The 21,977-nt window shown below is 65.2% G+C and carries 17 protein-coding genes; 3 read left to right on the forward strand and 14 right to left on the reverse strand.

Going from position 1 to position 21,977, the window contains the following annotated elements:
* Nucleotides 1-204: 204 nt before the first annotated feature.
* Entirely contained in the window at nt 205-1,353 is a 1,149-nt protein-coding gene (dapC, locus tag RCH07_RS01920) for a succinyldiaminopimelate transaminase (protein ID WP_326965769.1), read from the reverse strand.
* Nucleotides 1,354-1,365: 12 nt separating this feature from the next.
* Nucleotides 1,366-1,692, reverse strand: a complete 327-nt coding sequence (gene fdxA / locus RCH07_RS01925) for a ferredoxin (protein ID WP_326965770.1) — start codon at nt 1,690-1,692, stop codon at nt 1,366-1,368.
* Nucleotides 1,693-1,859: 167 nt separating this feature from the next.
* Here fdxA and RCH07_RS01930 point away from each other — a divergent pair, with 167 nt between their 5' ends.
* On the forward strand, nt 1,860-2,108 hold the full coding sequence (locus RCH07_RS01930; RefSeq protein ID WP_326965771.1) for a putative acetyltransferase: 249 nt from the start codon (nt 1,860-1,862) through the stop codon (nt 2,106-2,108).
* A gap of 292 nt (nt 2,109-2,400) precedes the next feature.
* Here the strand turns inward: RCH07_RS01930 and RCH07_RS01935 are convergent, their stop codons facing one another.
* The 3 genes from RCH07_RS01935 to typA all read right to left on the reverse strand — a co-directional run bounded on the left by RCH07_RS01935 (nt 2,401) and on the right by typA (nt 5,845).
* The gene (locus tag RCH07_RS01935; protein ID WP_326965772.1) at nt 2,401-3,210 is read right to left on the reverse strand and encodes a type IV toxin-antitoxin system AbiEi family antitoxin domain-containing protein; all 810 of its coding nucleotides are present in this window, start codon (nt 3,208-3,210) and stop codon (nt 2,401-2,403) included.
* A gap of 279 nt (nt 3,211-3,489) precedes the next feature.
* Nucleotides 3,490-3,882 (reverse strand): hypothetical protein, encoded by a 393-nt coding sequence (locus tag RCH07_RS01940; RefSeq protein WP_326965773.1) that lies wholly within the window; start codon nt 3,880-3,882, stop codon nt 3,490-3,492.
* A gap of 34 nt (nt 3,883-3,916) precedes the next feature.
* Nucleotides 3,917-5,845 (reverse strand): translational GTPase TypA, encoded by a 1,929-nt coding sequence (gene typA, locus RCH07_RS01945; RefSeq protein ID WP_326965774.1) that lies wholly within the window; start codon nt 5,843-5,845, stop codon nt 3,917-3,919.
* Between the two features lie 270 nt (nt 5,846-6,115).
* Between typA and RCH07_RS01950 the strand changes: the two genes are divergently transcribed.
* Nucleotides 6,116-6,940 carry an SGNH/GDSL hydrolase family protein gene (locus RCH07_RS01950; RefSeq protein WP_326965775.1) on the forward strand — a complete coding sequence of 275 codons (825 nt, stop codon included), beginning with the start codon at nt 6,116-6,118 and terminating at the stop codon, nt 6,938-6,940.
* A 75-nt stretch (nt 6,941-7,015) separates the two neighbouring features.
* Here the strand turns inward: RCH07_RS01950 and RCH07_RS01955 are convergent, their stop codons facing one another.
* From RCH07_RS01955 to RCH07_RS01975, 5 genes are all read right to left on the reverse strand, one after another.
* Nucleotides 7,016-8,734 (reverse strand): ABC transporter ATP-binding protein, encoded by a 1,719-nt coding sequence (locus RCH07_RS01955; protein ID WP_326965776.1) that lies wholly within the window; start codon nt 8,732-8,734, stop codon nt 7,016-7,018.
* Between the two features lie 11 nt (nt 8,735-8,745).
* The gene (locus RCH07_RS01960; RefSeq protein ID WP_326965777.1) at nt 8,746-9,696 is read right to left on the reverse strand and encodes an ABC transporter permease; all 951 of its coding nucleotides are present in this window, start codon (nt 9,694-9,696) and stop codon (nt 8,746-8,748) included.
* Nucleotides 9,686-10,615, reverse strand: coding sequence for an ABC transporter permease (locus RCH07_RS01965; protein ID WP_326965778.1), 930 nt, complete (start codon nt 10,613-10,615; stop codon nt 9,686-9,688). Before RCH07_RS01965 ends, RCH07_RS01960 begins: the two co-directional genes overlap by 11 nt.
* A 133-nt stretch (nt 10,616-10,748) precedes the next feature.
* A complete protein-coding gene (locus RCH07_RS01970; protein ID WP_326965779.1) occupies nt 10,749-12,434 on the reverse strand; it encodes a peptide ABC transporter substrate-binding protein in 1,686 nt (561 codons plus the stop codon).
* Between the two features lie 250 nt (nt 12,435-12,684).
* Nucleotides 12,685-14,514 (reverse strand): ABC transporter ATP-binding protein, encoded by a 1,830-nt coding sequence (locus RCH07_RS01975; RefSeq protein ID WP_326965780.1) that lies wholly within the window; start codon nt 14,512-14,514, stop codon nt 12,685-12,687.
* Between the two features lie 79 nt (nt 14,515-14,593).
* Between RCH07_RS01975 and RCH07_RS01980 the strand changes: the two genes are divergently transcribed.
* The gene (locus RCH07_RS01980; protein WP_326965781.1) at nt 14,594-15,220 is read left to right on the forward strand and encodes a PH domain-containing protein; all 627 of its coding nucleotides are present in this window, start codon (nt 14,594-14,596) and stop codon (nt 15,218-15,220) included.
* Between the two features lie 36 nt (nt 15,221-15,256).
* On the opposite strand, the gene RCH07_RS01985 is transcribed toward RCH07_RS01980, so the two are convergent.
* The 4 genes from RCH07_RS01985 to RCH07_RS02000 all read right to left on the reverse strand — a co-directional run bounded on the left by RCH07_RS01985 (nt 15,257) and on the right by RCH07_RS02000 (nt 21,759).
* The gene (locus RCH07_RS01985) at nt 15,257-16,354 is read right to left on the reverse strand and encodes an ABC transporter permease (protein ID WP_326965782.1); all 1,098 of its coding nucleotides are present in this window, start codon (nt 16,352-16,354) and stop codon (nt 15,257-15,259) included.
* The gene (locus tag RCH07_RS01990; RefSeq protein ID WP_326965783.1) at nt 16,351-17,892 is read right to left on the reverse strand and encodes an ABC transporter permease; all 1,542 of its coding nucleotides are present in this window, start codon (nt 17,890-17,892) and stop codon (nt 16,351-16,353) included. The genes RCH07_RS01985 and RCH07_RS01990 overlap by 4 nt, the downstream gene beginning before the upstream one ends.
* A gap of 183 nt (nt 17,893-18,075) precedes the next feature.
* Entirely contained in the window at nt 18,076-19,860 is a 1,785-nt protein-coding gene (locus RCH07_RS01995) for an ABC transporter family substrate-binding protein (RefSeq protein WP_326965784.1), read from the reverse strand.
* Nucleotides 19,861-20,148: 288 nt separating this feature from the next.
* Nucleotides 20,149-21,759 (reverse strand): cryptochrome/photolyase family protein, encoded by a 1,611-nt coding sequence (locus tag RCH07_RS02000; RefSeq protein ID WP_326965785.1) that lies wholly within the window; start codon nt 21,757-21,759, stop codon nt 20,149-20,151.
* Nucleotides 21,760-21,977: the final 218 nt, after the last annotated feature.

The following is a 21,977-nucleotide window of genomic DNA, read 5'->3' on the forward strand; positions in this document are numbered from 1 at the left end:
GGCCTCTGTCGAAAGCTGGTCCAACTTCTGGTGAAGCCGCCCAGGAACCTGTTTTGCCACGGATTCCAAAGGCTGCGCTGCCTTCTTGTGGAAAGCCACCATTGATAGTCAGTTAAAAACTACCGTCAGTTCGCGGGTGGCACTAATCCGGGACCCGCCGGGCCTGCTCAAAACGCACCGGTTGTGGCGGGGGTCACAGCACCGTTACCGCCCCGTCGCCAGCCGTGCCACCGCGGCGTCGATCCGCTCGTCACTGGCGGTCAGCGCGACCCGGATGAATCCGTTACCGGCGTCGCCGTAGAAGACGCCGGGGCCGACGACGATCCCGCGGTCCGCGAGCCGGCCCACCGTCTCCCAGGTGGGTTCCCCGGCGGTGGCCCAGAGGTAGAGCCCGGCGCGGGACTCGTGGATCGTCAGGCCGAAGCCCTCCAGCGCCGGGGTGATCCGTTGGCGGCGTCCACGGTAAAGATCCTTCTGCGCCTGGACGTGGGCGTCGTCGCCGAGGGCCACCCGCATGGCTTCCTGGACGGGGTACGGGACGATCATGCCCGCGTGCTTGCGGCTGTTGACGAGGTTGGCCATGATGACCGGATCGCCGGCCACGAAGGCGGCGCGGTAGCCGGCCAGGTTGGACTGCTTGCTTAGCGAGTACACGGCCAGGAGGCCCTCGTGGGAGCCGTCCGCCACCTGCGGGTCAAGGATGCTGGGCACGGGCGTGCCGCCGCGCTGGACATCCCACTCCCCCCAGCCGAGTTCGGCGTAGCATTCGTCCGAAGCGACGACGGCCCCGAGTTCACGGGCCTGCCGGACGATCCGCTGGAGCGATTCGGCGTCCCGGACGCTGCCGGTGGGGTTGGCCGGAGAGTTGACCCAGACGAGGCGCACCCGGGCCCGGGTGGCGGCGTCGAGCTCATCCAGATCGTCCGCGGCGACGTGCTCGGCACCGGCGAACGTGGCGCCGATCCCGTAGGTGGGGTAGGCGACAGTGGGGCGGACGACGACGTCGCCCGGCTTCAGACCGAGCAGAAACGGCAGCCAGGCCACGAGTTCCTTGGACCCGACGGTGGGCATGATGTGTTGCGGATCCAGCCCGGGAACACTGCGGCGGCGGTCAAACCATGCCGCGATCGCTTCACGGAGGGCCGGTGTGCCGTGCACCGTGGGGTAGCCCGGGGCGTTGGCCGCGGCCCGCAGGGCGTCCTGCACCACGTCAGGGGTGGGATCCACCGGGGTGCCGATCGAGAGGTTTGCCATTCCCCCGGGGTGTTCTGCCGCCCTGGCCAGATACGGTGCCAGGGCCTCCCACGGGTAGTCGGGCAGGCTGAGGCCGAAGCCGCGCAACGCGGAGGTCACCGGGCGACCGCCTTAGTTGTCTTGGTTCTGCGGCGGCAAGGCGGAGATCATCGGGTGGTCCGTGTGGGTGTTGCCGATCTTCGCGGCGCCGCCCGGGGAGCCCAGCACGTCGAAAAATTCGACGTTGGCCTTGTAGTAGTCGGCCCATTCCTCCGGGGTGTCATCCTCGTAGTAGATGGCTTCGACCGGGCAGACCGGCTCGCAGGCGCCGCAGTCCACGCATTCGTCCGGGTGGATGTACAGGGAACGCTCACCCTCGTAAATGCAATCGACGGGGCACTCTTCGATACATGCCTTGTCCTTGACATCTACACACGGCTGCGCAATTACGTACGTCACGTCCCTTGCCTCTCCACGTTGGTTCCGGCGACCGGCCGGATGGTGCTTCCGGCCTGAGCGCCGGACTGCTGACTTCTGAGCCTATTATCCCCCGGCCTGTTCGCGCGAACCTAGCCGGGCGTCATACGGGCCCGGTTCGTTGACCATGCTGGTCCTAGGATGGACTGGTGAGTCCCGTCCTGCCGCCGCCCCAGCAGTTCCTTGTGGCTGCCCCGCTCGGCACCCGTGTGGTGGTCAGGTACCAGATCGAGGGCGGACTAACAGACGCGTTGGGTGAACTGGTGGGACGGACCGGCGGCCTGTGCACCGTCCGGACCCGGCGCGCCGACGTCGTGATCCCGTTGGCGCTGGTGGTGGCTGCTAAGGCAATTCCGCCCGCACCGCCGCGCCGGGCCGCGCGACAGCCCCGGCCCTGAGCCGGCCGGTGGGCATGCCCATTGCTGGCCGCGGACGCTGGACATACTGCCACTATGTCCAGCCCCGTCCGCGAGCGCGGGACATGCCCATTGGCCTCCGGGACTAACCGCGGGACATGCCCATTGCTGGCCGCGGACGCTGGACATACTGCCACTATGTCCAGCCCTGCCCGCGGGCGCGGGACATGCCCATTGGCCTCCGGGACCAACCGCGGGGGCATGTCCACTGCTGGACGTGGACGCTGAACATACCCCACCGGCGGAGCCTGTCTACCAGGGAGCATGTCCAGTTCTAGGCGGCAGCGGAGAGCTTGTTCAGCGCGTCGCGCACGAGGGCGATGAACTCCTGCGGATGGTGCTTCAGCAACGCGTAGCTCACCACCAGGGTCGGAATACCCAGCCGGGTGGTCACGTTCCACCGCCGCCGGTCTTCCTCGAAGCTTGTCCGGTCCATGTGGAAACCGGCCCCGTCGGTTTCGATGCCGAGACGTCCGTCGACCATGAGGTCGAGGTGGCCCATACCGGGAATGTTGACCTGCGATTCGACGTGGAACCCGGCGCGGCGCAGCAGGTACCTGGCCATGCATTCCATGACGGATTGTGACTGCGGGACGATGCCGGCCACGATCCGGCGTTCCCGTGCGTCGTTCCTGCCGCCAAGCCGCCGGCGCAAGCCATGAAGCGGAAGGGCTTTCAGTACGACGGCGGACTCGGCTATGACCAGGCCGTCGATGTCCGGCAGGCACCGCAGGCATTGAACGACCGTGTCCATCAGTGTCGGGGCGGCAACTGAGCGATGGGAGACAAATCCCGGATAGCGCCGGCTATGCGGGACGGCGACGTGCGGCTGTTCCGGCGTCGTCAGAACCCAGAGCCCGCGGAGCTGCGCAGCACTGACGCACCCGGGCTCAGCCGGCAGCGAGCGGATGGAAATGAGCTGAGGATCCGCGCCGGGGACTGCGTAAACGCCCCGGGCGACGCGGGAGACGTCACCGCGCCCAGTCGCGGCCTTGAGTTGGAATTCCGTGACCCCCGCGGCAGCGAGGTGTTTGGCGCGGGCGACGCCGTCGTAGTTTGAGAGCACCTCAAGCAGATTAACCATGCAGCCATAGTGCCGCCCGAGTCTGCAGCCGGAAAAGGGCGCCATTGCGCTATGTGCAAAAGTGCATGTCCCGCTCGTCGGCCCGGCGCGGGGCATGTCCGCTGGTCGGGGCTGGGCATGCCCCTCTCAGGCAGCCAGGGATGGACATAGTGCCAGTATGCCCACTCGCGGCGGCAAAGATTGGGCATGCCCCGCGGGAGCACCGGTCCCGTGAACCCTCGCCCGCGGAAACATGCCCCGCGGGAGCACCGGTCCCGTGAGACCTCCCCCGCGGGAAATCTAGCCTTGGGGAACCTCGTCCGCCGGGACCCGGTACCGCCGGCACCAGACCAGCGCGGCCACCGTGACCACCGCGGTGCCGAAAATCCAGATGTTCCCGGCGGTATCCCCGATGATGAGGCGCCTCCCGTGCTCCAGCGTGGACCACCAGCCGATCAGCGCATAGCAAAGCGCCCCGCAGGCCGCCGCCGGAAGCACCGAGCGGAAGGCCGCACCGAGCCACAGCTCCACGGCGCCCAGCAGCACCAGGGCTGCGAGGGCACCCCACGGCAGCCCGACGCCGCCCACCAGCATGCTCTGCCGGTGCAGGGCCGTGCCGGCGAGGGCAACAAAAAGAGCTGCCGGCACGGTGGCGGCGATGCCGCCTGCCATACCGGCAGCTCTATTATTCACAAGTGATCCGTTGGTTCAGCGAAGAACGCCGGAACTAGGACTTGGCGCGGGCCCGGTTGGACTTGGCGCGCTGGTTGACGTCCAGGATGAGCTTCCGGATCCGGATGGACTCCGGGGTGACCTCCACGCACTCGTCTTCGCGGGCGAATTCGAGGGACTCTTCGAGGGTCAGGTCGCGCGGGGGCGTGAGGTTCTCGAAGGTGTCGGAGGAAGCGGCACGCATGTTGGTGAGCTTCTTTTCCTTGGTGATGTTGACGTCCATGTCGTCGGCGCGGGAGTTCTCGCCGACGATCTGGCCTTCGTAGACCTCGGAGGTGGGCCGGACGAAGAAGGAGCCGCGTTCCTGCAGGTTGATCATGGCGAACGGCGTCACAACACCCGCGCGGTCCGCGATCATCGAACCGTTGGTGCGGTACTCGATCGGGCCGGCCCAGGGCTCGTAGCCCTCGGAGATGGAAGCGGCAATGCCGGCGCCGCGGGTGTCCGTGAGGAACTTGGTGCGGAAACCGATGAGGCCACGGGCCGGAACGATGAACTCCATCCGGCACCAGCCGGTGCCGTGGTTGGCCATGTTGGTCATCCGGCCCTTGCGGGCGGCCATGAGCTGGGTGACGGCGCCGAGGTACTCTTCGGGCACGTCGATGGTCATGTGCTCCATCGGCTCGTGGATCTTGCCGTCGACGGTCCTGGTGACTACCTGCGGCTTGCCGACGGTCAGCTCGAAGCCCTCACGGCGCATCTGCTCCACGAGGATGGCCAGCGCGAGCTCGCCACGCCCCTGGACTTCCCAGGCATCCGGGCGCTCGGTGGGGAGCACCTTGATGGAGACGTTACCGATCAGTTCCTTGTCCAGGCGGTCCTTGACCTGGCGGGCCGTGACCTTTGCGCCCTTGACCCGGCCGGCCAGCGGCGAGGTGTTGATACCGATGGTCATGGAGATGGCGGGATCGTCCACGGTGATCAGCGGCAGTGGCTGGGGGTTGTCGACGTCGGTCAGGGTCTCACCGATGGTGATTTCCTCGATGCCGGCGACGGCGACGATCTCGCCCGGGCCGGCTGACTCGGTGGGCACGCGGTCGAGAGCCCTGGTGGCCAGCAGTTCGGTGATCTTGACGTTCTTCATTTCACCGTTGGCACGCGCCCAGGCAACCGTCTGGCCCTTGCGCAGGGTGCCGTTGTAGATGCGCAGGAGCGCCAGGCGGCCCAGGAACGGGGAAGCATCCAGGTTGGTGACGTGGGCCTGGAGGACACCGTTCGGGTTGTAGGTCGGCGCCGGGATGTGCTCGATGATGGCCTGGAACAGCGGCTCCAGGTCCTCGTTGTCCGGGGCGGAGCCGTTTGCGGGCTGCTCGAGGGAGGCGCGGCCAACCTTCGCGGCGGCGAAGACGACGGGGACGTTCAGGATCTTGTCCAGGTCGAGGTCCGGAACTTCGTCGGCGAGGTCGGAGGCAAGGCCCAGCAGCAGGTCCATGGACTCATGCACGACTTCTTCGATCCGCGCGTCGGGGCGGTCGGTCTTGTTGACCAGGAGAATTACCGGCAGGTGCGCGGCCAGTGCCTTGCGCAGCACGAAGCGGGTCTGCGGCAGCGGGCCCTCGGAGGCGTCAACGAGGAGGACGACGCCGTCGACCATGGACAGCCCGCGCTCCACCTCGCCGCCGAAGTCGGCGTGGCCGGGGGTGTCGATCACGTTGATGGTGATGGTCTCGCCCTTGGAGGACGGTCCATTGTAGGCCACGGTGGTGTTCTTGGCCAGGATGGTGATGCCCTTTTCGCGCTCCAGGTCGCCGGAGTCCATGACCCGGTCCTCAAGGTGGTTGTGCGCGGCGAAGGAGTTGGTCTGCTTGAGCATGGCGTCGACCAGGGTGGTCTTGCCGTGGTCAACGTGGGCCACGATCGCGACGTTGCGCAGATCACTGCGCGATGCAGTGGCTACCGCGGTGTTGGTGGTGGTTTCAGACATGCGTTATTGCTCGATTCAGTGGTGAAGTCAGCTGTTGTATCGCGACATTTCCAACCGGAACGCACGATGGATGCGCCCCTTTCGCACAGGGCACCTTCTACCATTCTAAGCGCTAGGTCATTTATTGGCCTAAAATCCCGAATCCGGGCGGGACCCGGTCCCGTGATCAGGGCGCGGGCTGGGCCCGCTCCCGTGACTAATGTCACTGGTTTTCCGCAGGTCCGTGCCCCATCATTACTGAGACAGCAGCAAGTCAGCTCGGAGAGATTCATGCGCAACGCCTCGGCCCGGCTCCGCCTCGTCGCACCCATGATCGCCACTGGCATCCTGCTGGCCGGGTGTGGCCCGTCCACCGACTACAACCCCGACGTATGCCCGGTGCAGACGGTCCGGCCGCCACCGCCCGACGGCGACCGGACCGAAACAGATCCCGCCAAACTGCCGCCGTGCTCCATCGTGACGAATCCGGCGAACGGCCGCGAAGAGGTGGTGGTGGCAAATATTCGCCAGACTGCGCTGCTGATTGGCGACTCGCAATCCGAACCCGCCGTGGGCTGGCCCCGCGAAGCGCTGACGGCGATGGGATATGACGTCTTCTTCGCCGGCGCCGGCGGGACTGGTTTCGTGGCCGGAAACGACCGGACCGGCAACTACCCCGAGGCCCTGCAGCGCGGCGACTGGCGGCTGCCTTACGGCTCACCTCCGCTGGTGGTGATCCAGGGCGGCGGTAACGACGCCGCCGTCGGCGCCAGCGATCAGCAGATCGCGGACAATGCTGACCGCTTGATTGCCGCCCTGAAACAGCGCTACCCCGGGACCACGCTGGCCATGATCGGCACCCTGGCCCTCGGTGCGGATCAGGGCGGCGGCCGCCGCACCGAGGTGGACGCCCTGCTGGGCCGAGTCGCGGCTCACAACGCGATACCGTTCGTCAGCGTCGGGGACTGGATGTCCAAGTACCGGCTGGGTCAGTTCGCGGCCGACGGCGTTCACCTCAGCACCGAGGGCCATCAGGAGCTCGGCGCCGTGCTGGGCGAGAAGTTCAGGCAGCTCGGGCTGCACGCCCAGCCGCCCGGGCTTGGTAACGGCCAGTAGTCACCCCAACGCAGGAAGCCGGTGCCCGCCCCCAAAGCAAAGGGCGGACACCGGCTTCGGTGCGATCAGCGACGCTCAGGCAACTTCCGGGGGCAGCATGAGGCGTGCACCCGGGATGGCGTTGAGCAGCGCCTTGGTGTAGTCCTGCTGCGGCGCGTCGAAGACCTCGTCGGTGGATCCGGTCTCGACCAGTTTGCCGTGCTCCATAACACAGACGTGGTCGGCGATCTGCCGCACCACTGCCAGGTCGTGGGTGATGAACAGATAGGTCAGGCCCAGCCGGGACTGCAGTTCGGCGAGCAGGTTCAGCACCTGGGCCTGCACCAGCACATCGAGGGCGGAGACGGCCTCGTCACAGATGATCACTTCGGGGTCCAGGGCCAGGGCCCGCGCGATCGCGACGCGCTGGCGCTGGCCACCCGAGAGTTCGTTCGGGTACCGCCGCATGGTGGACTGCGGCAGGGACACCTGGTCCAGCAGTTCGCGGACCTTCTTCTCGCGGCTGGCCTTGTCGCCGATCTTGTGGGTCCGCAGCGGCTCCTCGATGGTCCGGAAAATGTTGTACATCGGATCCAGGGAACCGTACGGGTCCTGGAAGATCGGCTGCACCCGGCGTCGGAAGGCGAAGATCTCTTTTTTATTCAGCGTGGCGGTATCCACGCCGTCGAAGATGATCTTGCCGGAGGTCGGCTCAAGCAGGTTCAGCACCATCTGGGCCACCGTGGACTTGCCGGAACCGGATTCCCCCACGATCGCCGTCGTCGTTCCCCGCTTAACACTGAAGGAAACATCGTCGACGGCGGTGAAGTCCGTCGCCCGCCCGAACCCGGAGCGCAGCTTGAAGACCTTGCTCAGGTTCTCGATCTTTAGCACCTCGTCCGGCAGTGCGGGCTCTGCCGCAACAGCCCCGCTCGGGGCGAGCAGTTCGTCCGATTCCACCCCAAGTTCTTTGGCTACCGTGATACGGCGTGAAGCGAGCGACGGCGCCGAGGCCACCAACCGCTGGGTGTAGGGGTGCTGCGGGTTCTGCAGGAGTTCCAGGGACGGACCGGCTTCCACCACTTGTCCGCGGTACATCACCACCACCTTGTCCGCGCGCTCGGCGGCGAGGCCGAGGTCGTGGGTGATCAGCAGCACCGCGGTGCCCAGCTCCGAGGTCATTTTCTCCAGGTGGTCCAGGATCTGGCGCTGCACGGTGACGTCCAGGGCCGAGGTGGGCTCATCGGCGATGAGCAGCCGCGGCTGGCAGGACAGGCCGATCGCGATCAGGGCACGCTGGCGCATGCCGCCGGAGAACTCGTGCGGGTACTGCTTGGCCCGCCGGGCGGCGTCCGGAAGTCCGGCTTCCGCCAGGACCTTGGCAACATCCTCCGGGCCGCTGGGCCTACCGTTGGCCTTGAGCGTCTCCATGACCTGGTGACCGATCTTCCAGACCGGGTTCAGGTTGGACATCGGGTCCTGCGGGACCATGCCGATGGTGTTGCCGCGGAGTTCGATCATGCGCTTCTCCGAGGCGTGCGCGATGTCCTCGCCGTCGAGCAGGATCTGCCCGCTAGCGACGCGGCCGTTGCCCGGCAGCAGGCCGATGGCGGCCAGCGCCGTCGTCGACTTGCCGGATCCGGACTCGCCCACGATGGCGACGGTTTCGCCGGGCATGATAGTCAGGTGTGCGTTGCGCACGGCCTGGACCTCACCGCTGCCGGTGGTGAAGGAGATCGCGAGATCGCGGATTTCCAGCAGGGGCCGGCCGGCCAGGGTTCCGGCTTCGTGAATCGTGACGTCGGAAGTCGTCATGTTTGCCTCCTTCATCGCTGACGGCTTTTCGGATCGAGGGCATCGCGCAGGGCATCGCCCAGCATGATGAAGCTCAACACGGTGATGGACAGGGCTGTCGCCGGGTAGAGCAGCACGGCCGGGTTGGTGCGGATGGACGACTGGGCCGCGGAAATGTCGTTACCCCAGGACATGACGGAACCGGGCATGCCGATGCCGAGGAAGGACAGGGTGGCTTCGGCAACGATGAAGACGCCGAGTTCCATGGTGGAAAGCACGATGATCGGTGCCAGCGCGTTCGGGAGCACGTGGCGGACCAGCGAGCCGAGCCGGGAAACACCGAGCGAGCGCGCGGCCGTGACGAAGTCCGCGTTCCGCACCTCAATGACGGCGCCGCGGGTGATGCGCGCCATCTGTGGCCAGCCGAGCACCACAATGACCATGACCACGGTCCAGACGCCGCGGTTTTCACGCATCAGCGGAAGCTGGGTGATGACCAGGGCACCGAGGATGAGGGGCAGGGCGAAGAAGATGTCGCCGAGCCGGGCGATGACCGTATCCACCCAGCCGCCATAGAAACCCGCCAGAGCCCCGAAGGTCACACCGATGATCAGCACGCAGATCACCGAGAACACGCCCACCATCAGCGACGCCTGGGTGCCGTGGATGATGCGCGAGTAGATGTCGCAGCCCTGGAAAGTGAAGCCCAGCGGGTGTCCGGCGGAGGGCCCGCCGTTGGAGTTTGACAGCTCGCAGCCGTTGTCCGGCGCGACCTGGGTGAAGAGCCCCGGGAAGATGGCCACGAAGACGATCAGGGCGATCATCACTGCGGAGATGATGAAGAGCGGACGACGGCGGAGCTTGAGCCAGGCGTCTGCCCAGAGGCTCAACGGGGCCTGGTCTGCTTTGACGGCGTCGGTTGCCAGCAGAGGGGTCTCCTCGATGGGGGCAACGAAGTGCTCGATGTGGCGGTTAGTTTTCATAGCGGATCCTCGGGTCAAGCCAGGCGTACAGCAGATCGACCAATAGGTTGGCGGCAACGAAGACCAGCACCAGCACGCTCACAATGGCGACCACGGTGGGGCCTTCGCTTCGAAGAATGGCCTGATACAGCTTCTGGCCGACGCCGGGGACATTGAAGATGCCTTCGGTCACGATTGCGCCGCCCATCAGGCCGCCCAAGCTCGCACCGAGATAGGTGACCACCGGGATCAGCGAGTTCCGCAGGACGTGGGTGGTTACCACCTTGCGGCGTGACAGGCCCTTGGCCGTGGCGGTGCGGACGTAGTCGGCGTTCATGTTTTCGATGACGGACGCGCGGGTCAGGCGCAGCACGTAGGCGAAAGACACCAGGCCCAGCACGGTCGCGGGGAGCAGCAAGGTCCCCCAGTCGACGTTGGAGCCGACCGTCGGTTTGGCCCAGCCCAGCTGGACACCGATCAGCAACTGGAGCGCGAAGCCGAGCACGAAGGTGGGGATGGCGATCACGACGAGCGAGAGCACGAGGACAGTGCTGTCGAAGATGCCGCCCTTCCGGAGGCCGGAGATGAGCCCGAAGCCGATTCCGAAGACGGCCTGGATGACGAGGGCTTCAATGGCGAGCATCGCCGTGACCGGGAAGATGCGGGCCAGGGTGGCTCCGATCGGCTGGCCGGTGAAGTCGACGCCGAGGTTGAAGGTGAAGAGGTTCTTGAGGAACAGCCCGTACTGTACCCAGAACGGCTGATCCAGGTTGTACTGCTGACGGAGCTGGGCGATGATCGCATCGCTCGGCGGGCGGTCGCCGAAGAGCGCCCTGATGGGATCGCCCGGGAGGGCAAAGACCATGAAGTAGACGAGCAGGGTGGTTCCGAGGAAGACCGGAATGACCTGCAGCAGGCGCCGGAGGATGTACTGGATCACAGCATTGCCTCGGGTGCGTTGAAGGAACTGAGGGGAATCATGGGACAGCTTTCCTGCCGGTTTCAAGGCTATTGGGGGCCCGGCCAGGCCGGACCCCCAATAGCTTAGTGACGTGGATGGGTTCTACGAAGGACTACTTGGCCGTGATGGCCCAGTACTGGAGAACGCCGTTCCAGCCGGAATCAACGTTGCTGACGTTCTGGCTCCAGACAGCCTGGCGCGCCTGGTACCACAGCGGCAGGTTGGGGAGATCCTTGAACAGGATCTCCTGGGCCTGGGTGAACTTCTTGTTGGCGTCGTCCGTGGACTTGGCGCCCAGGCCTTCGGTGAGGAGCTTGTCGAACTCGGGGTTCGTGTAGCCCTCGTAGTTGGCGCTGGCCCCGGACTTCAGGAGCGGGCCCAGGAAGTTGTAGAGCGACGGGTAGTCGGCCTGCCAGCCGGCCCGGGTCAGGCCCGGCAGGGTCTTGGCGGTGCGCAGCTTCAGGATTTCGGCGAACTTGGCGAAGGGCTGGCCTTCGGCCTTGAGTCCCAGGTTGTTCTTGAAGTTGTTGGCGACGGCGTCGATCCATTCCTTGTTGCCGCCGTCGGTGTTGTAGGCAAGCTGCAGGATCTTGTCTGCAGGCCACGGGCTCATGGCGTCGGCCTTGGTCCACAGGTCCTTGGCCTTGGCAGCGTCGAACTTCAGGACATCCGAGCCGGCGACGTTGTCGTTGTAGCCGTCAACCGCCGGGGAGGTGAAGTCCTTGGCCGGGATACGGGTGCCGGAAAAGATGACCTTGGTGATTTCCTCGCGGTTGATGGCCATGGAGAGGGCCTGGCGGCGCAGCTTGCCCGCTTCGCCCTGGAACTCCGGCAGGTAGCCCGGGATGTTCAGGGTGGCGTTGCCGGCATACGGCTTGTTCAGGTGATTCTCCGGGAAGTCCGTGGTGTAGGTCTTCAGGGCGTTGGTGGGCAGAACGTCCGTCACGTCCAGGTTATTGGCCTGGATGTCCGTGTAGGCCGGGGCCGGGTCGGTGTAGAACTTGAAGGTCACGCCGCCGTTCTTGGCTTCGCGGGGACCCTTGTAGTCGGCGTTCTTGACCAGGGCGATCTGGCTGTCGTGCTGCCAGGCGCCTTCCTTTTCCATCTTGTAGGGGCCGTTGCCGATCGGGTTTTCGCCGAATTTCTTCGGATCCTTGATCGCGTCGGCAGGCAGCGGCATGAAGGCCGAGTAGCCCAGGCGCAGCGGCCAGTCGGCTTCCGGCTGCGTCAGCTTGACGGTGATGGTGGAGTCGTCCTTCAGGACCACGCCGGAGAGTGTCTGGGCGGTCGGGGCGGGGACCTCAGTTTCCTTGCCGTCCGCTCCCATCTGCTTCGTGGTGGCGCTGACGGCGTCGTAGCCTTCCACGGACTCGAAGAAGCTGCTGTTGCCCTGGGCGTTGGTGCTCAGCGCGGCAAAGTTCCAGGCATCAACGAAGCTCTTGGCGGTGACTTCCTCGCCATTGGTGAACTTTGCGCCCTTTTTGACCTTGATCGTGTAACTCTGGCCGTCCGGTGAATCGATGGACTCGGCCAGGGCATCGACAGATTTGCCGCTGGGGTCGTAGCTGCGCAGGCCCTCAAAGAGGAGCTCAACGACGCGGCCGCCGTACACTTCGTTGGTATTGGCGGGCATCAGGGGATTCTGCGGTTCGTTGCTGTACGCGGTGATGACCTTGTTGGGGTCGCCGGCAGCCTGGCTGGCACCGTTGGTGGTGCCGCCTCCGGCACCGCATCCGGTCAGGGCGAGAGCGGCGATAGCCACTATGCCCAGTGCTTTGGAAGTGCGCGAAAAACGCATTCCGCCTCCTATGAGTTGTGGGAGTTCGGCAGGGAAAAACGTGTGCTTCCCCGTGGCCCAGGCACAGGGATATCCTGTGACGTGGGCGACATATGGAACTACCCTAACCCCAGAGTGTCCGGATGGTGGAACTCTGTTGCCAAACCGTGACCCGGGGAAAGCACGGCCCCCGGCCCCATCCACGGCAGGTCGCAAAGCACACGGCCGAGGCTGGTAATATTCGCGCCAACGTGATCGCGGTTACTGCCGATTAACTCGTTTCGGCGGCGAGGAGCTGCGCCCGGAGCTCGCGCCGTTCCCGCTGTTTGTCAGGGTCCGGCAGCGGAACAGCAGCGAGAAGCCGCTGGGTGTACGGCTCCTGGGGGTTGCGGAGGATCTGGTTCCGGGTCCCCTGCTCCACGATCCGGCCGCGCTGCATCACGCAGATCCGGTCGGCCAGCACATCGACGACGGCGAGGTCGTGGGTGACGAAGAGGCAGGCGAACCCGAGCTCCTTCTGCAGGTTCTGGAAGAGGTCCAGCACCTTCGCCTGCACGGAAACGTCCAGTGCGGAGGTGGGCTCGTCGGCCACCATCAGTTTCGGCTTGAGCGAGAGTGCCCGGGCGATTCCGACGCGTTGCTTCTGTCCGCCGGAGAGTTCATGCGGGTAGCGGTTGCGGTAATCGCGCGGGAGCTCCACCTGGTCCAGCAGCGCCTCGATCCGCTTCTGCAGCTCGGCGCCCTTTGCCACCTTCGCAAGGAACATCGGCTCGCCGATGCTTTCGCCGATCGGCAGCCTGGGGTTCAGCGACGACGACGGGTCCTGGAACACCATGCCGACGTGGCGGCGCATCTCATGGAGCTGCCGGCCGTTCCTCTTCGCGGCGGAAATGTCCTGGCCCACCACCCTCATGGTGCCGGCGGCGACGGGCAGCAGCCCGACGGCGGCCCGGCCGATGGTGGTCTTACCGGAGCCGGACTCCCCTACCAGCCCCACAACCTGGCCCGGGTAGATCACCAGGTTGGCGCCTTCCACGGCACGGAACGCCGGCACCCGGCCCTGCTTAGGGTATTCAATCGCCACGTCCTTCAGCTCGAGGACGGGCTGGCCCTGGGGCCCGGCGGTTTCCACGGCAGCGAGCGCCGCGGCGTTCGCGCGCTCGCGCCGGACCAGTTCCTCTTCCGGGATGACGGAGATCTCGATGTTGGTCGCGGCGGCGAGGGCGGCCGTGACGTCCACTTCTTCGGCGGAATCAGCCCCGCCCTGCCCCAGGTGCGGCACGGCGGCGAGGAGGGCCTTGGTGTATTCGTGCTGCGGGTTGTGGAAGATCTCCGCGGCCGTGCCGGTTTCCACGATCAGGCCCCGGCGCATCACGGCGATCCGGTCCGCGAGGTCCGCCACCACGCCCATGTCGTGGGTGATCAGCACGATGGCGCTGTCCAGCTTGTTCCGCAGGTTCCGCATGAGGTCCAGGATTTCGGCCTGGACGGTCACGTCGAGGGCGGTGGTGGGCTCGTCGGCGATCAGCAGCTTGGGATCGCAGGACAGCGACTGGGCGATCATGGCCCGCTGGCGCTGGCCGCCGGAGAGCTGGTGCGGGTAGGACCGGAATGCCATTTCGGGGTCCGGCAGCTCCACCAGTTCCAGCATCCGCAGGGCCCGCAGCCGGGCGTCCGCAGGGGAGACTTCGCTGTGCAGCCGCACGGTCTCCACGATCTGCGCACCCACGGTGTACACCGGGTTCAGGGCCGTCATGGGCTCCTGGAAGATCACCGCAACGTCCTTGCCGCGGACGGCCCGGATGTTTGCCTCGTTCGTGCCCAGCAGCTCCTTGCCGGCCAGCTTGACACTTCCCGTCACGCGGCTGTTGCTGGGCAGCAGGCCCAGGAGCGCCATCGAACTGGCGCTTTTGCCCGAGCCGGACTCCCCCACGATGGCCAGCACTTCACCGGCCCGCACCTCGTAGTTCAGCCCGATCGCGGCCGGAACCCACTTCTTGTCCACGCCGAAGTCGACGCTGAGGTCACGGACCACCAGGACGGGTTCACCTTTGCCGGGTTCAGGGGTGACGGCCGGATCGAGGGTGATGAAGTCAGTCATGATGGGGCTTTCCTTCCGCCCGGGCCGCCGGGTCACCGGGGATTGGTGCTGCGGCTCGGAGTACTGAATTATTAGGGGCATGAGCTCTGCGCCGCACGCCGGTAACGTTGAAATCTTCAAGGCCCGCACCAACAAATGGTTCGCCTGGCTGTCCTGGGCGGTCGCCGGGTTCGGCCTGGCAGTGACCGCAGTGACGGCGGGCCCCGGGGCACTGGCCGGCGCGGCGCCGCTGCTGCTGATCGCTTTCCTGGGCTGGCAGCTGTTCTGGATGCCCGCCGTCGTGGTCCATGGCGACGGTGTCAGCCTGGAGAACCCGTTCCGGTCCATCCGGGTGCCGTGGGCGGCCCTGGTGCATGTGGATACTCGCTTCGCTCTGACGCTGATCACGGCGGAGAAGAGCTACACGTCCTGGGCCGCACCGGCGCCCGGAATCTGGGGCGGCCGCAATGCCCGCCCGGAAGACCTCCGCGGCCTGCCGGCGACCACCTACGGCCCCGGCGAATCCGTCCGTCCCGGGGACCTGACGTCCACCGACTCCGGCCAGGCAGCCCGGCTGGTGCGCGCCCGCTGGCAGTATCTGGTGGAAAGCGGCGGGCTTGTCGCCGGCGAGGCCGCCACGACGGCGGTCAAAGTGACCGTCCGCTGGGCGGCGGCCGGCGCCGTCGTACTGCTGCTGGCGGCCAGTTACTGGGCCATCGCCGGTTAGGCCGGCGGCAGCTTCGGCACAGCGGGGGGCGGGCATCTAGTCTCTCTTGGTTTCGTCGAACGCTGTGACGGGTGCCACGGCAAGGGGCTGCCCGCCGGTGCCAGCGGCTTTCTTGGCATTGAACTTCCGCTGCCGCGGATCGAAGGCATCGCGCAGACCGTCGCCGATGAAGTTGATGCTCAGGCAGATCAACACGATGAACAGGCCCGGGAACCAGAACAGCCACGGCCTGGTGGCGAAGGCCTCCTGGTTCTGTGAGATGAGCAGCCCCAGGGACGTGTCCGGCGATTTGACGCCGACGCCGAGGTAGCTCAAGGCGGTCTCCAGCAGGATCGCGGCCGACATGGTCAGCGTGACGTTCACGATCAGCACCCCGACGGCGTTGGGCAGGATGTGTTTGAAAATGATCCTCCCGTTGGACGCCCCGGATATCCTGGCCGCATCGACGAACTCGCGCTCGCGCAGGGTCAGGAACTCGCCACGGACCAGCCGCGCCAGACCCACCCAGCTGACGAGTCCGAGGAAGACGCCCAGAACGACTATCCCGTTGGCGTTCGCGAAGGCGGAAAACAAACTCCCCTCATCCCGGCGCCCGGCAGTCTGTGCAACGACAGCGGCGAGCAGCAGGACGGGGATGATGATAATGACATCCGTGATCCGCATCAGCACCGCTTCTACCCAACCCCGGAAGTAGCCAGCGAGGCCGCCGATCACGGCACCCAGAATCCCGGCAATGGCGCCAATCAGGACCATGATGGTGATGGATTGCTGCGCCCCGCGCATCGTCATGGCAAACAGGTCACGGCCGATCCGGTCCTGCCCGAAGGGATGTTCCCCCCACGCCGGTGGCCAGAGACCCGCCGTCGGCCCGCCGTCGTTCACCAGCGGGGAAACGTCCAGATGGTTGTACTTCCACCAGCCGGGTATCCCCGCCACCCCGACGGAGGTGAAAGCCACAATGAAGATGAGCGCAAAGACGGCCAGTCCGATCAGCGCACCGGTGTGCCCGAAGAACCGTTTCCGGACGATCTGGCCCTGGCTGAGTCCTGCCGATTCGTGCTCGGGCGATCTTGTACCCGGGTCCCGTAGGGCCTTCTGCGCCAGGATGTCATCCTCTTGGGTCGGCTGGCTCATGCTTTTATCCTTACGCGCGGATCCAGTGCGGAATACGCCAGATCCGCAATCAAGTTGAAGACCATGGCGGTGACGGCGACGCAGAGAAAGACGCCCATGACCGGGTTCGGGTCAATGCGGGTGATTCCGTCCAGAAACAGGAAGCCCATCCCCCGGACGGAGAACACGCTCTCTGTGATGACGGCGCCGCCTATCAGTGCGCCGATGTCGAAAGCGACAATCGTGGCGATCGGGATCAGTGCGTTGCGGAACGCGTGCCCCATGATGACCGACCGTTCGGAGAGACCCTTGGCCCGTGCGGTGCGGATATAGTCCATGTTCATAATTTCAAGCATCGAGGACCGGGTGAACCGCGTGTAACTCGCCAGCGACACGAGGATCAGTGCCACGGTCGGCAAGAGCAGATGGGTGAAAGTGTCCGTGCCCAGCACCCAGTAGTCTCCCTCGATATTGGGGGTGCCGGCGCCGATCGTCGCTATCGGACGCCCCCGCACTCGGCTGTTGTTGAAGTATGTGGGCCACGCCTGCATGTAGCGGTCCATCACGACGAGTCCGCCCACAAGGAAGGCGGTGATACCCGCAGCCCGCATCGACTGTCCGCGGTCGTAACCGCCCATGAAGTACCCGACGCCGACGCCGACCAGGACGGCAGCGATCCCCAGCAGGGCGATCATGAGGGCTGTGGCCTCGTTCAGCAGGGGCTGCACGGCGAAGTAGGCGATCACGCCTAGCCCCACCACGATGAGTGCTGACTGCAGGGCCCGTCGGTTCCGCAGACCCGAGACGAGCACCGTTACGGCGACGGCGATGCCGGCTCCGGCGATCGCAATCACGACCGGGCCCAGGCCCGGGGTCTTGAACCACTCTGTGGCGGACAGATAGACCAGGACGAGCGCGACGGCGGCAAAAACCGTGCTGCCCGTGATGAAGCGTCGTTTGAGCTGGCCGCCCAAGGCCACCGCGACGAGCAGCCCGGCGGCCGCGCCCACCCCCAGCGCCGTCGGGATGGGTATCTCCGGCTTCCGCAGGAAGTCGTTGAATCCGATGGCCCCATACTCCTTCAGCAGCACCGCAACCCAGAAGATCGGGAGGGAGAAGAAGAGGAAGGCCATGAACGTGACCCCGTAGTCCAAGGCGCTGTACTGCCGGAGGGCCGTGACGATGCCCAGGGTGATACCGATCAGGATGGCCAGGATAGTGGCCGTGGTGACGAGCGTCAGTGTCTGGACCAGCGCGATGCCCAGCGCTTCGGTGACCGGTTGTCCGGAAATGTTCTGTCCCAGGTCACACGAGCCGGCGAACGGAACGAGGCACTGTGCGGCCCCGGCAAGCCACTTGAAGTACCGCACCGGCGCAGGGGTGTTAAGGTCCAGGAGCTCTGTGCGGGCGTTCATCAGCTGCTGTTTGTTGGGCGAGTTGAGGGCGCGCAAATCGGCCAGCGGGTCCCCTGACGACGCTGTCAGGAGATAGACGAGAAAGGAAGCTCCCAGGAGGATGAGCGCGGCTGTGACGAGCCGCCTGACGATATAGGTCACCATGATGAATAAGCCTCGGGATCCAGGTCCGGGGTCAGGCCGGGCCTATCGCAGAATCGCGCCGGCTCCACGGACGTGTCACGCCCGCGGAGCCGGCAAGGTACCGGTGGGTTGTCAGAAGGCGCCGGGGCCATGGTTCCTGGCCCCGGCGCCTCCCGCTAGGCGATGCGCTCGCTCAGCGTCGGATCACTTCCGGGACCAGTCCCAGACGTTCCACCAGACGCCGGTCTGGTTCGGCATTGACGTCACGCCGCTGATCTGGTCAGAGGATGCCTTGACATCCGGAGACTGGAACAGCGGAGCACCGTAGGCGGACTTCCAGATGGCCGCGTCGACCTTGGTCTGGAGCTCATCCTGCTTGGCCTTGTCCGTCGTGACGATCAGCTCATCCATTGCCTTGTCCGCGTCTGCGTCGGAGAAGCCGTTGTAATTCGACCCGCCGCCGGTCTTGAAGATCTGCGGGACGCCGGAGACACCGACACCCGAGTTGATCCAGCCGAAGATCGTGGCGTCGTAGGATCCGTCGCCCAGGCTTGAGCTCCAGTCCGCTTTCCCCAGGCCGCCGTCGACGATCTTGAAACCGGCTTTGGTGGCGGACTCGCGGATGAGTGAGTAGGCATCGACCCGGTTGGGGTTGTCCTTGTTGTACATGATGCGGATCTCAGGGGTGGCGCCGTTGAGGAGCTTCTTGGCACCGTCGATATCGACAGCCTGGTACATCGAGGACCCGTTCTTTGCGGCCGAATCAGCGTACGCAGCCTGGGCAGGCACGAAGATCTGCGAATCAAGCGGCTTGGCGTTGGGATCGATCTTCTTGATGATCTTGTCCACGATGTCCTTGCGGGGAACAGTCTTCAGGAAGGCCTCCCGGACGCTCTTCTCCGCCAGCGGGCCCGAGAAGTTCAGGTCAAGGTGATCGTAGGAGAGCTGGTTGCCCAGGAGCAGATTGACGCCGCTGAGGGCCTTGAGCTGGTCCACGGTGTCCGCCGAGGCCTGCGGGTTAATGATGTCCACTTCGCCGTTCTTGAGGGCCTGGACCTGGGCCGGCGCGGCGCCGATTGTCCGGACCACGATCTCGTCCAGCTTGGGGATCGGGCCCCAGTTGTAGTCCTTGTTCCGGACCAGTGTCACGGACTGTTCCGGCACCACCGACTTGATAATGTACGGACCGTTGGAGAGGTACAGGCCCGGATCGCTCGGCAGCGTCTTCGACTCGAACCCGGTGCTCCAGAAATCACCCACGGCCTTCAGTGCGGCGTCCGCCGGCCGCGGTGACTTGCTGTCACCGCGCTTGAGTCCCTTGAACAGATCGACCAGCGCCTGTGCGTCTTTCAGGCCCGCCTGCTTTGCCACCACGTGGGCGGGCGTGTCGACCCCGCCGTTGCCGGGGAAGCTATACGCCAGTTCCCAGTCGGCATAGGGCTTGGAGTATTTCAGCGTCAGGCTCCGTCCGTCGGAACCCAGCTCGGGGAAGTCCGTGAGGTTGAGGCCGGAGGTGTCGGCCGCCGTCTTGAAGTAGGTGGTGCCGGTCTTGGCCTCGGAATCGGCATCATCGTAGTATGCGGAGCCGGATGCCCAGGAGAGGAGCAGATCGGCGGCGCTCACCTGTGTTCCATCTGACCATTTGACGCCTTCATTGACTGTGTATTTGACGGTCAGCGGATCGTCCGAGATCTTCTCGTACTTGCCGAACTTCTCGTTCTTGACGATGTTCAGTTTGTCGTCGATGTAGATGAAGCTTGAGTGGGTGGCGTAGGCGATATGACCGTTGACGTCTGAGTTGCCGTCAGCGGTCACTGGATTGAAGCTGCTGAAACCATTGGTTTCGGCAACGGCGGCAGAGCCGCCCTGCTGGCCGCCTGCCGCAGCAGTCGTCGGGGTTGACCCGCCGCTGTTGCCGGCGCAGGCGCTAAGGGCCAAGGCAGCTGCTGCTGCCACGCCCACTGCTTTGGAAATACGACCGAATCGCATTCCGCCTCCTTGTTTCTGTGGTGTGGGTGAGACCGGGGCCAAAGGCACCGGACAGACGTGCACACTCCCCCAGTGGCAGTGTGGTGCGTCTCACATGGGAAGAAGCGTAAACCCAAAGTTCGGCAGGCGCGAGGAAAGTTGACCGGCTGTAAAGTTTGTTATCGAGCTGCAACATTCGAGCAGCGTTCCAAGCCGACATCTGCGACGAGGTCATCGAGCGCTCACACGTCGAAGCGGAAATCAACACAGTTCCGGAGCTGAGTCACCTGAGCTTGGCCCGTGATGTTGTCAGCCCGCCGGCGTCGTTCGCAACAGCGGTGTCGCATCATGCCCGACGTCGAGCAGCGCCCCAGCGCGGCGTCGATGCTCGCGCCGCGTGTTGGGGTCCATCTTTTCGAGCTGGGAGAGGACCATACGCATGCGCGGGTTTACTTCGAGGACCGCGCGGTGGTCCTCGATGAAAGTCCAGTACAGACCATCCCAATCGGGCATCCACTGTCCCGCAGGGAGGTCTGACATCTTCCGCAGATAGTTGCTGCCCGATACGTAGGGCTTTGTGGTGATCTCCTCCCCCGCAGCGAACTGGCTCATCGCGTAGACGTTGGGGACCATCACCCAGTCGTACGCGTCGATGAACAGCTCCATGAACCATTCGTAGACCGCATCGGGATGGATCCGCAGCAGGGACATTGCGTTGCCGAGCACCATCAGCCGCTCGATGTGGTGGGCATACCCGGTGGCGAGCACGCGGGAGATCACCAGGTCCACGGGCTCCAATCCGGTGGTGGCATCCCACCAGCCGTCCCCGAGTGCGTTCCGGTGGTGGAGCCGGTTGGAGGTGCGCATCTGACGGCCGCGGGTCCGGTAGGTGGCGCGCATGTATTCCCGCCAGCCGATCACCTGCCGCACGAACCCCTCTACGGAGGCGAGCGGGGTGTTGTGACCGGCACCGTCGAGTATTGTCCGCAGGACTTCTCGCGGGTTGAGCAGTCCGATGTTCAGACCGGGAGTCAGCAGGCTGTGGGCGATGAACGGATGCGCAGCGGAGATCGCGTCCTCGTAGGGTCCGAAGTCGTTCAGGCGTTCGCGTACGAACTCCTGCAAATGCTCACGGGCTTCGTCGGCATTTGTAGGCCAGGCGAAGAGGTGGGGGTCACCCGGTGCGTCCGGGAACTCGGCGATGACCCAGGCGATCGCAAGGTCGACCTCGTGACATGCCTCGTCACATGCCTCGTCACCGACCTCGTCGGTATCCTCCAGCAGTGCTTCGATATTGAAGGCCCCCTCGCGCTGAAGGACGGGATGGCGCGCGAACCGGCCCACGGTCCGGGGAGTGTACCCGCGGGGAAGCTTCCGGCGGTTTTCGGCATCGAAGGACCACTTCCCGCCGAGGGGTCCGCCGTCGTCGAGAAGAACGTTGAGCCGACGGCGTTGCCATATATAAAAGTCGTGCATGCGGGGGGCGTTGTGTGAAAACCAGTCAGCGATCTGCTCGCGGTCGGTGAGGAAGTTCGGCGTCTCCAGCACGTCTTTCTCGAGCATCCGATAGCCGCCGTCGGCGAGCCCTGCGAACAGATCCTGCTCGAGCCAGTCATCGACCACGTCGAACCAGGTCACCTGCATTGGGCCGCGGTTTCGAACGAATTCGGCTAGCTGATCGTGGGAGCTATGGTCACCATCGCTGCTGAGGATTTCAACCTCGTAGCCGTGCCCGCGCAGGCGACGCGCGAAGCGGGACATCGAAGCGCGATGCAGGACCAGCTTGTGGGAATGGAAAGCGTACTGGCGAAAGAGCAGGTCATGCTCGATGAGCACGAACACGGTGTCGCCAGCCGCTTGGAGATGTTCGTCGAAGAGCTGATGCGGCAAAACGAGGCGCACACTCGGGCCGGAACTCATACCTTTACGATAATGGAGCCTGCAACCTGCGGCCGTATGGTTTTGTGAGACAGGTTGTTAGGAGCCCTTTTTCGGGCTCTCCTGACAGAGATGTGGGTTCCGTTATCTCTGGTATGGGAGCTCGATTCTGACGGGTCCGCAGGCGAGCATGATCAGGGCGAGTGCGGCTTCGGGTGTGTGGAATCCGTAGGACCTGCGGGTCATCGTTCGGATCTTGT

It is taken from the genome of Arthrobacter sp. CG_A4 (assembly GCF_035985125.1).
GTDB lineage: Bacteria > Actinomycetota > Actinomycetes > Actinomycetales > Micrococcaceae > Arthrobacter.

Excerpts from the sequence above, each read along its gene's own strand:
- RCH07_RS01935 (WP_326965772.1), bottom strand. The coding sequence starts at position 3,210 with ATGGTTAATCTGCTTGAGGTGCTCTCAAACTACGACGGCGTCGCCCGC.
- typA (WP_326965774.1), bottom strand. The coding sequence starts at position 5,845 with ATGTCTGAAACCACCACCAACACCGCGGTAGCCACTGCATCGCGCAGT.
- RCH07_RS01950 (WP_326965775.1), top strand. The coding sequence starts at position 6,116 with ATGCGCAACGCCTCGGCCCGGCTCCGCCTCGTCGCACCCATGATCGCC.
- RCH07_RS01955 (WP_326965776.1), bottom strand. The coding sequence starts at position 8,734 with ATGACGACTTCCGACGTCACGATTCACGAAGCCGGAACCCTGGCCGGC.
- RCH07_RS01960 (WP_326965777.1), bottom strand. The coding sequence starts at position 9,696 with ATGAAAACTAACCGCCACATCGAGCACTTCGTTGCCCCCATCGAGGAG.
- RCH07_RS01970 (WP_326965779.1), bottom strand. The coding sequence starts at position 12,434 with ATGCGTTTTTCGCGCACTTCCAAAGCACTGGGCATAGTGGCTATCGCC.
- RCH07_RS01975 (WP_326965780.1), bottom strand. The coding sequence starts at position 14,514 with ATGACTGACTTCATCACCCTCGATCCGGCCGTCACCCCTGAACCCGGC.
- RCH07_RS01980 (WP_326965781.1), top strand. The coding sequence starts at position 14,594 with ATGAGCTCTGCGCCGCACGCCGGTAACGTTGAAATCTTCAAGGCCCGC.
- RCH07_RS01985 (WP_326965782.1), bottom strand. The coding sequence starts at position 16,354 with ATGAGCCAGCCGACCCAAGAGGATGACATCCTGGCGCAGAAGGCCCTA.
- RCH07_RS01990 (WP_326965783.1), bottom strand. The coding sequence starts at position 17,892 with ATGGTGACCTATATCGTCAGGCGGCTCGTCACAGCCGCGCTCATCCTC.
- RCH07_RS01995 (WP_326965784.1), bottom strand. The coding sequence starts at position 19,860 with ATGCGATTCGGTCGTATTTCCAAAGCAGTGGGCGTGGCAGCAGCAGCT.
- RCH07_RS02000 (WP_326965785.1), bottom strand. The coding sequence starts at position 21,759 with ATGAGTTCCGGCCCGAGTGTGCGCCTCGTTTTGCCGCATCAGCTCTTC.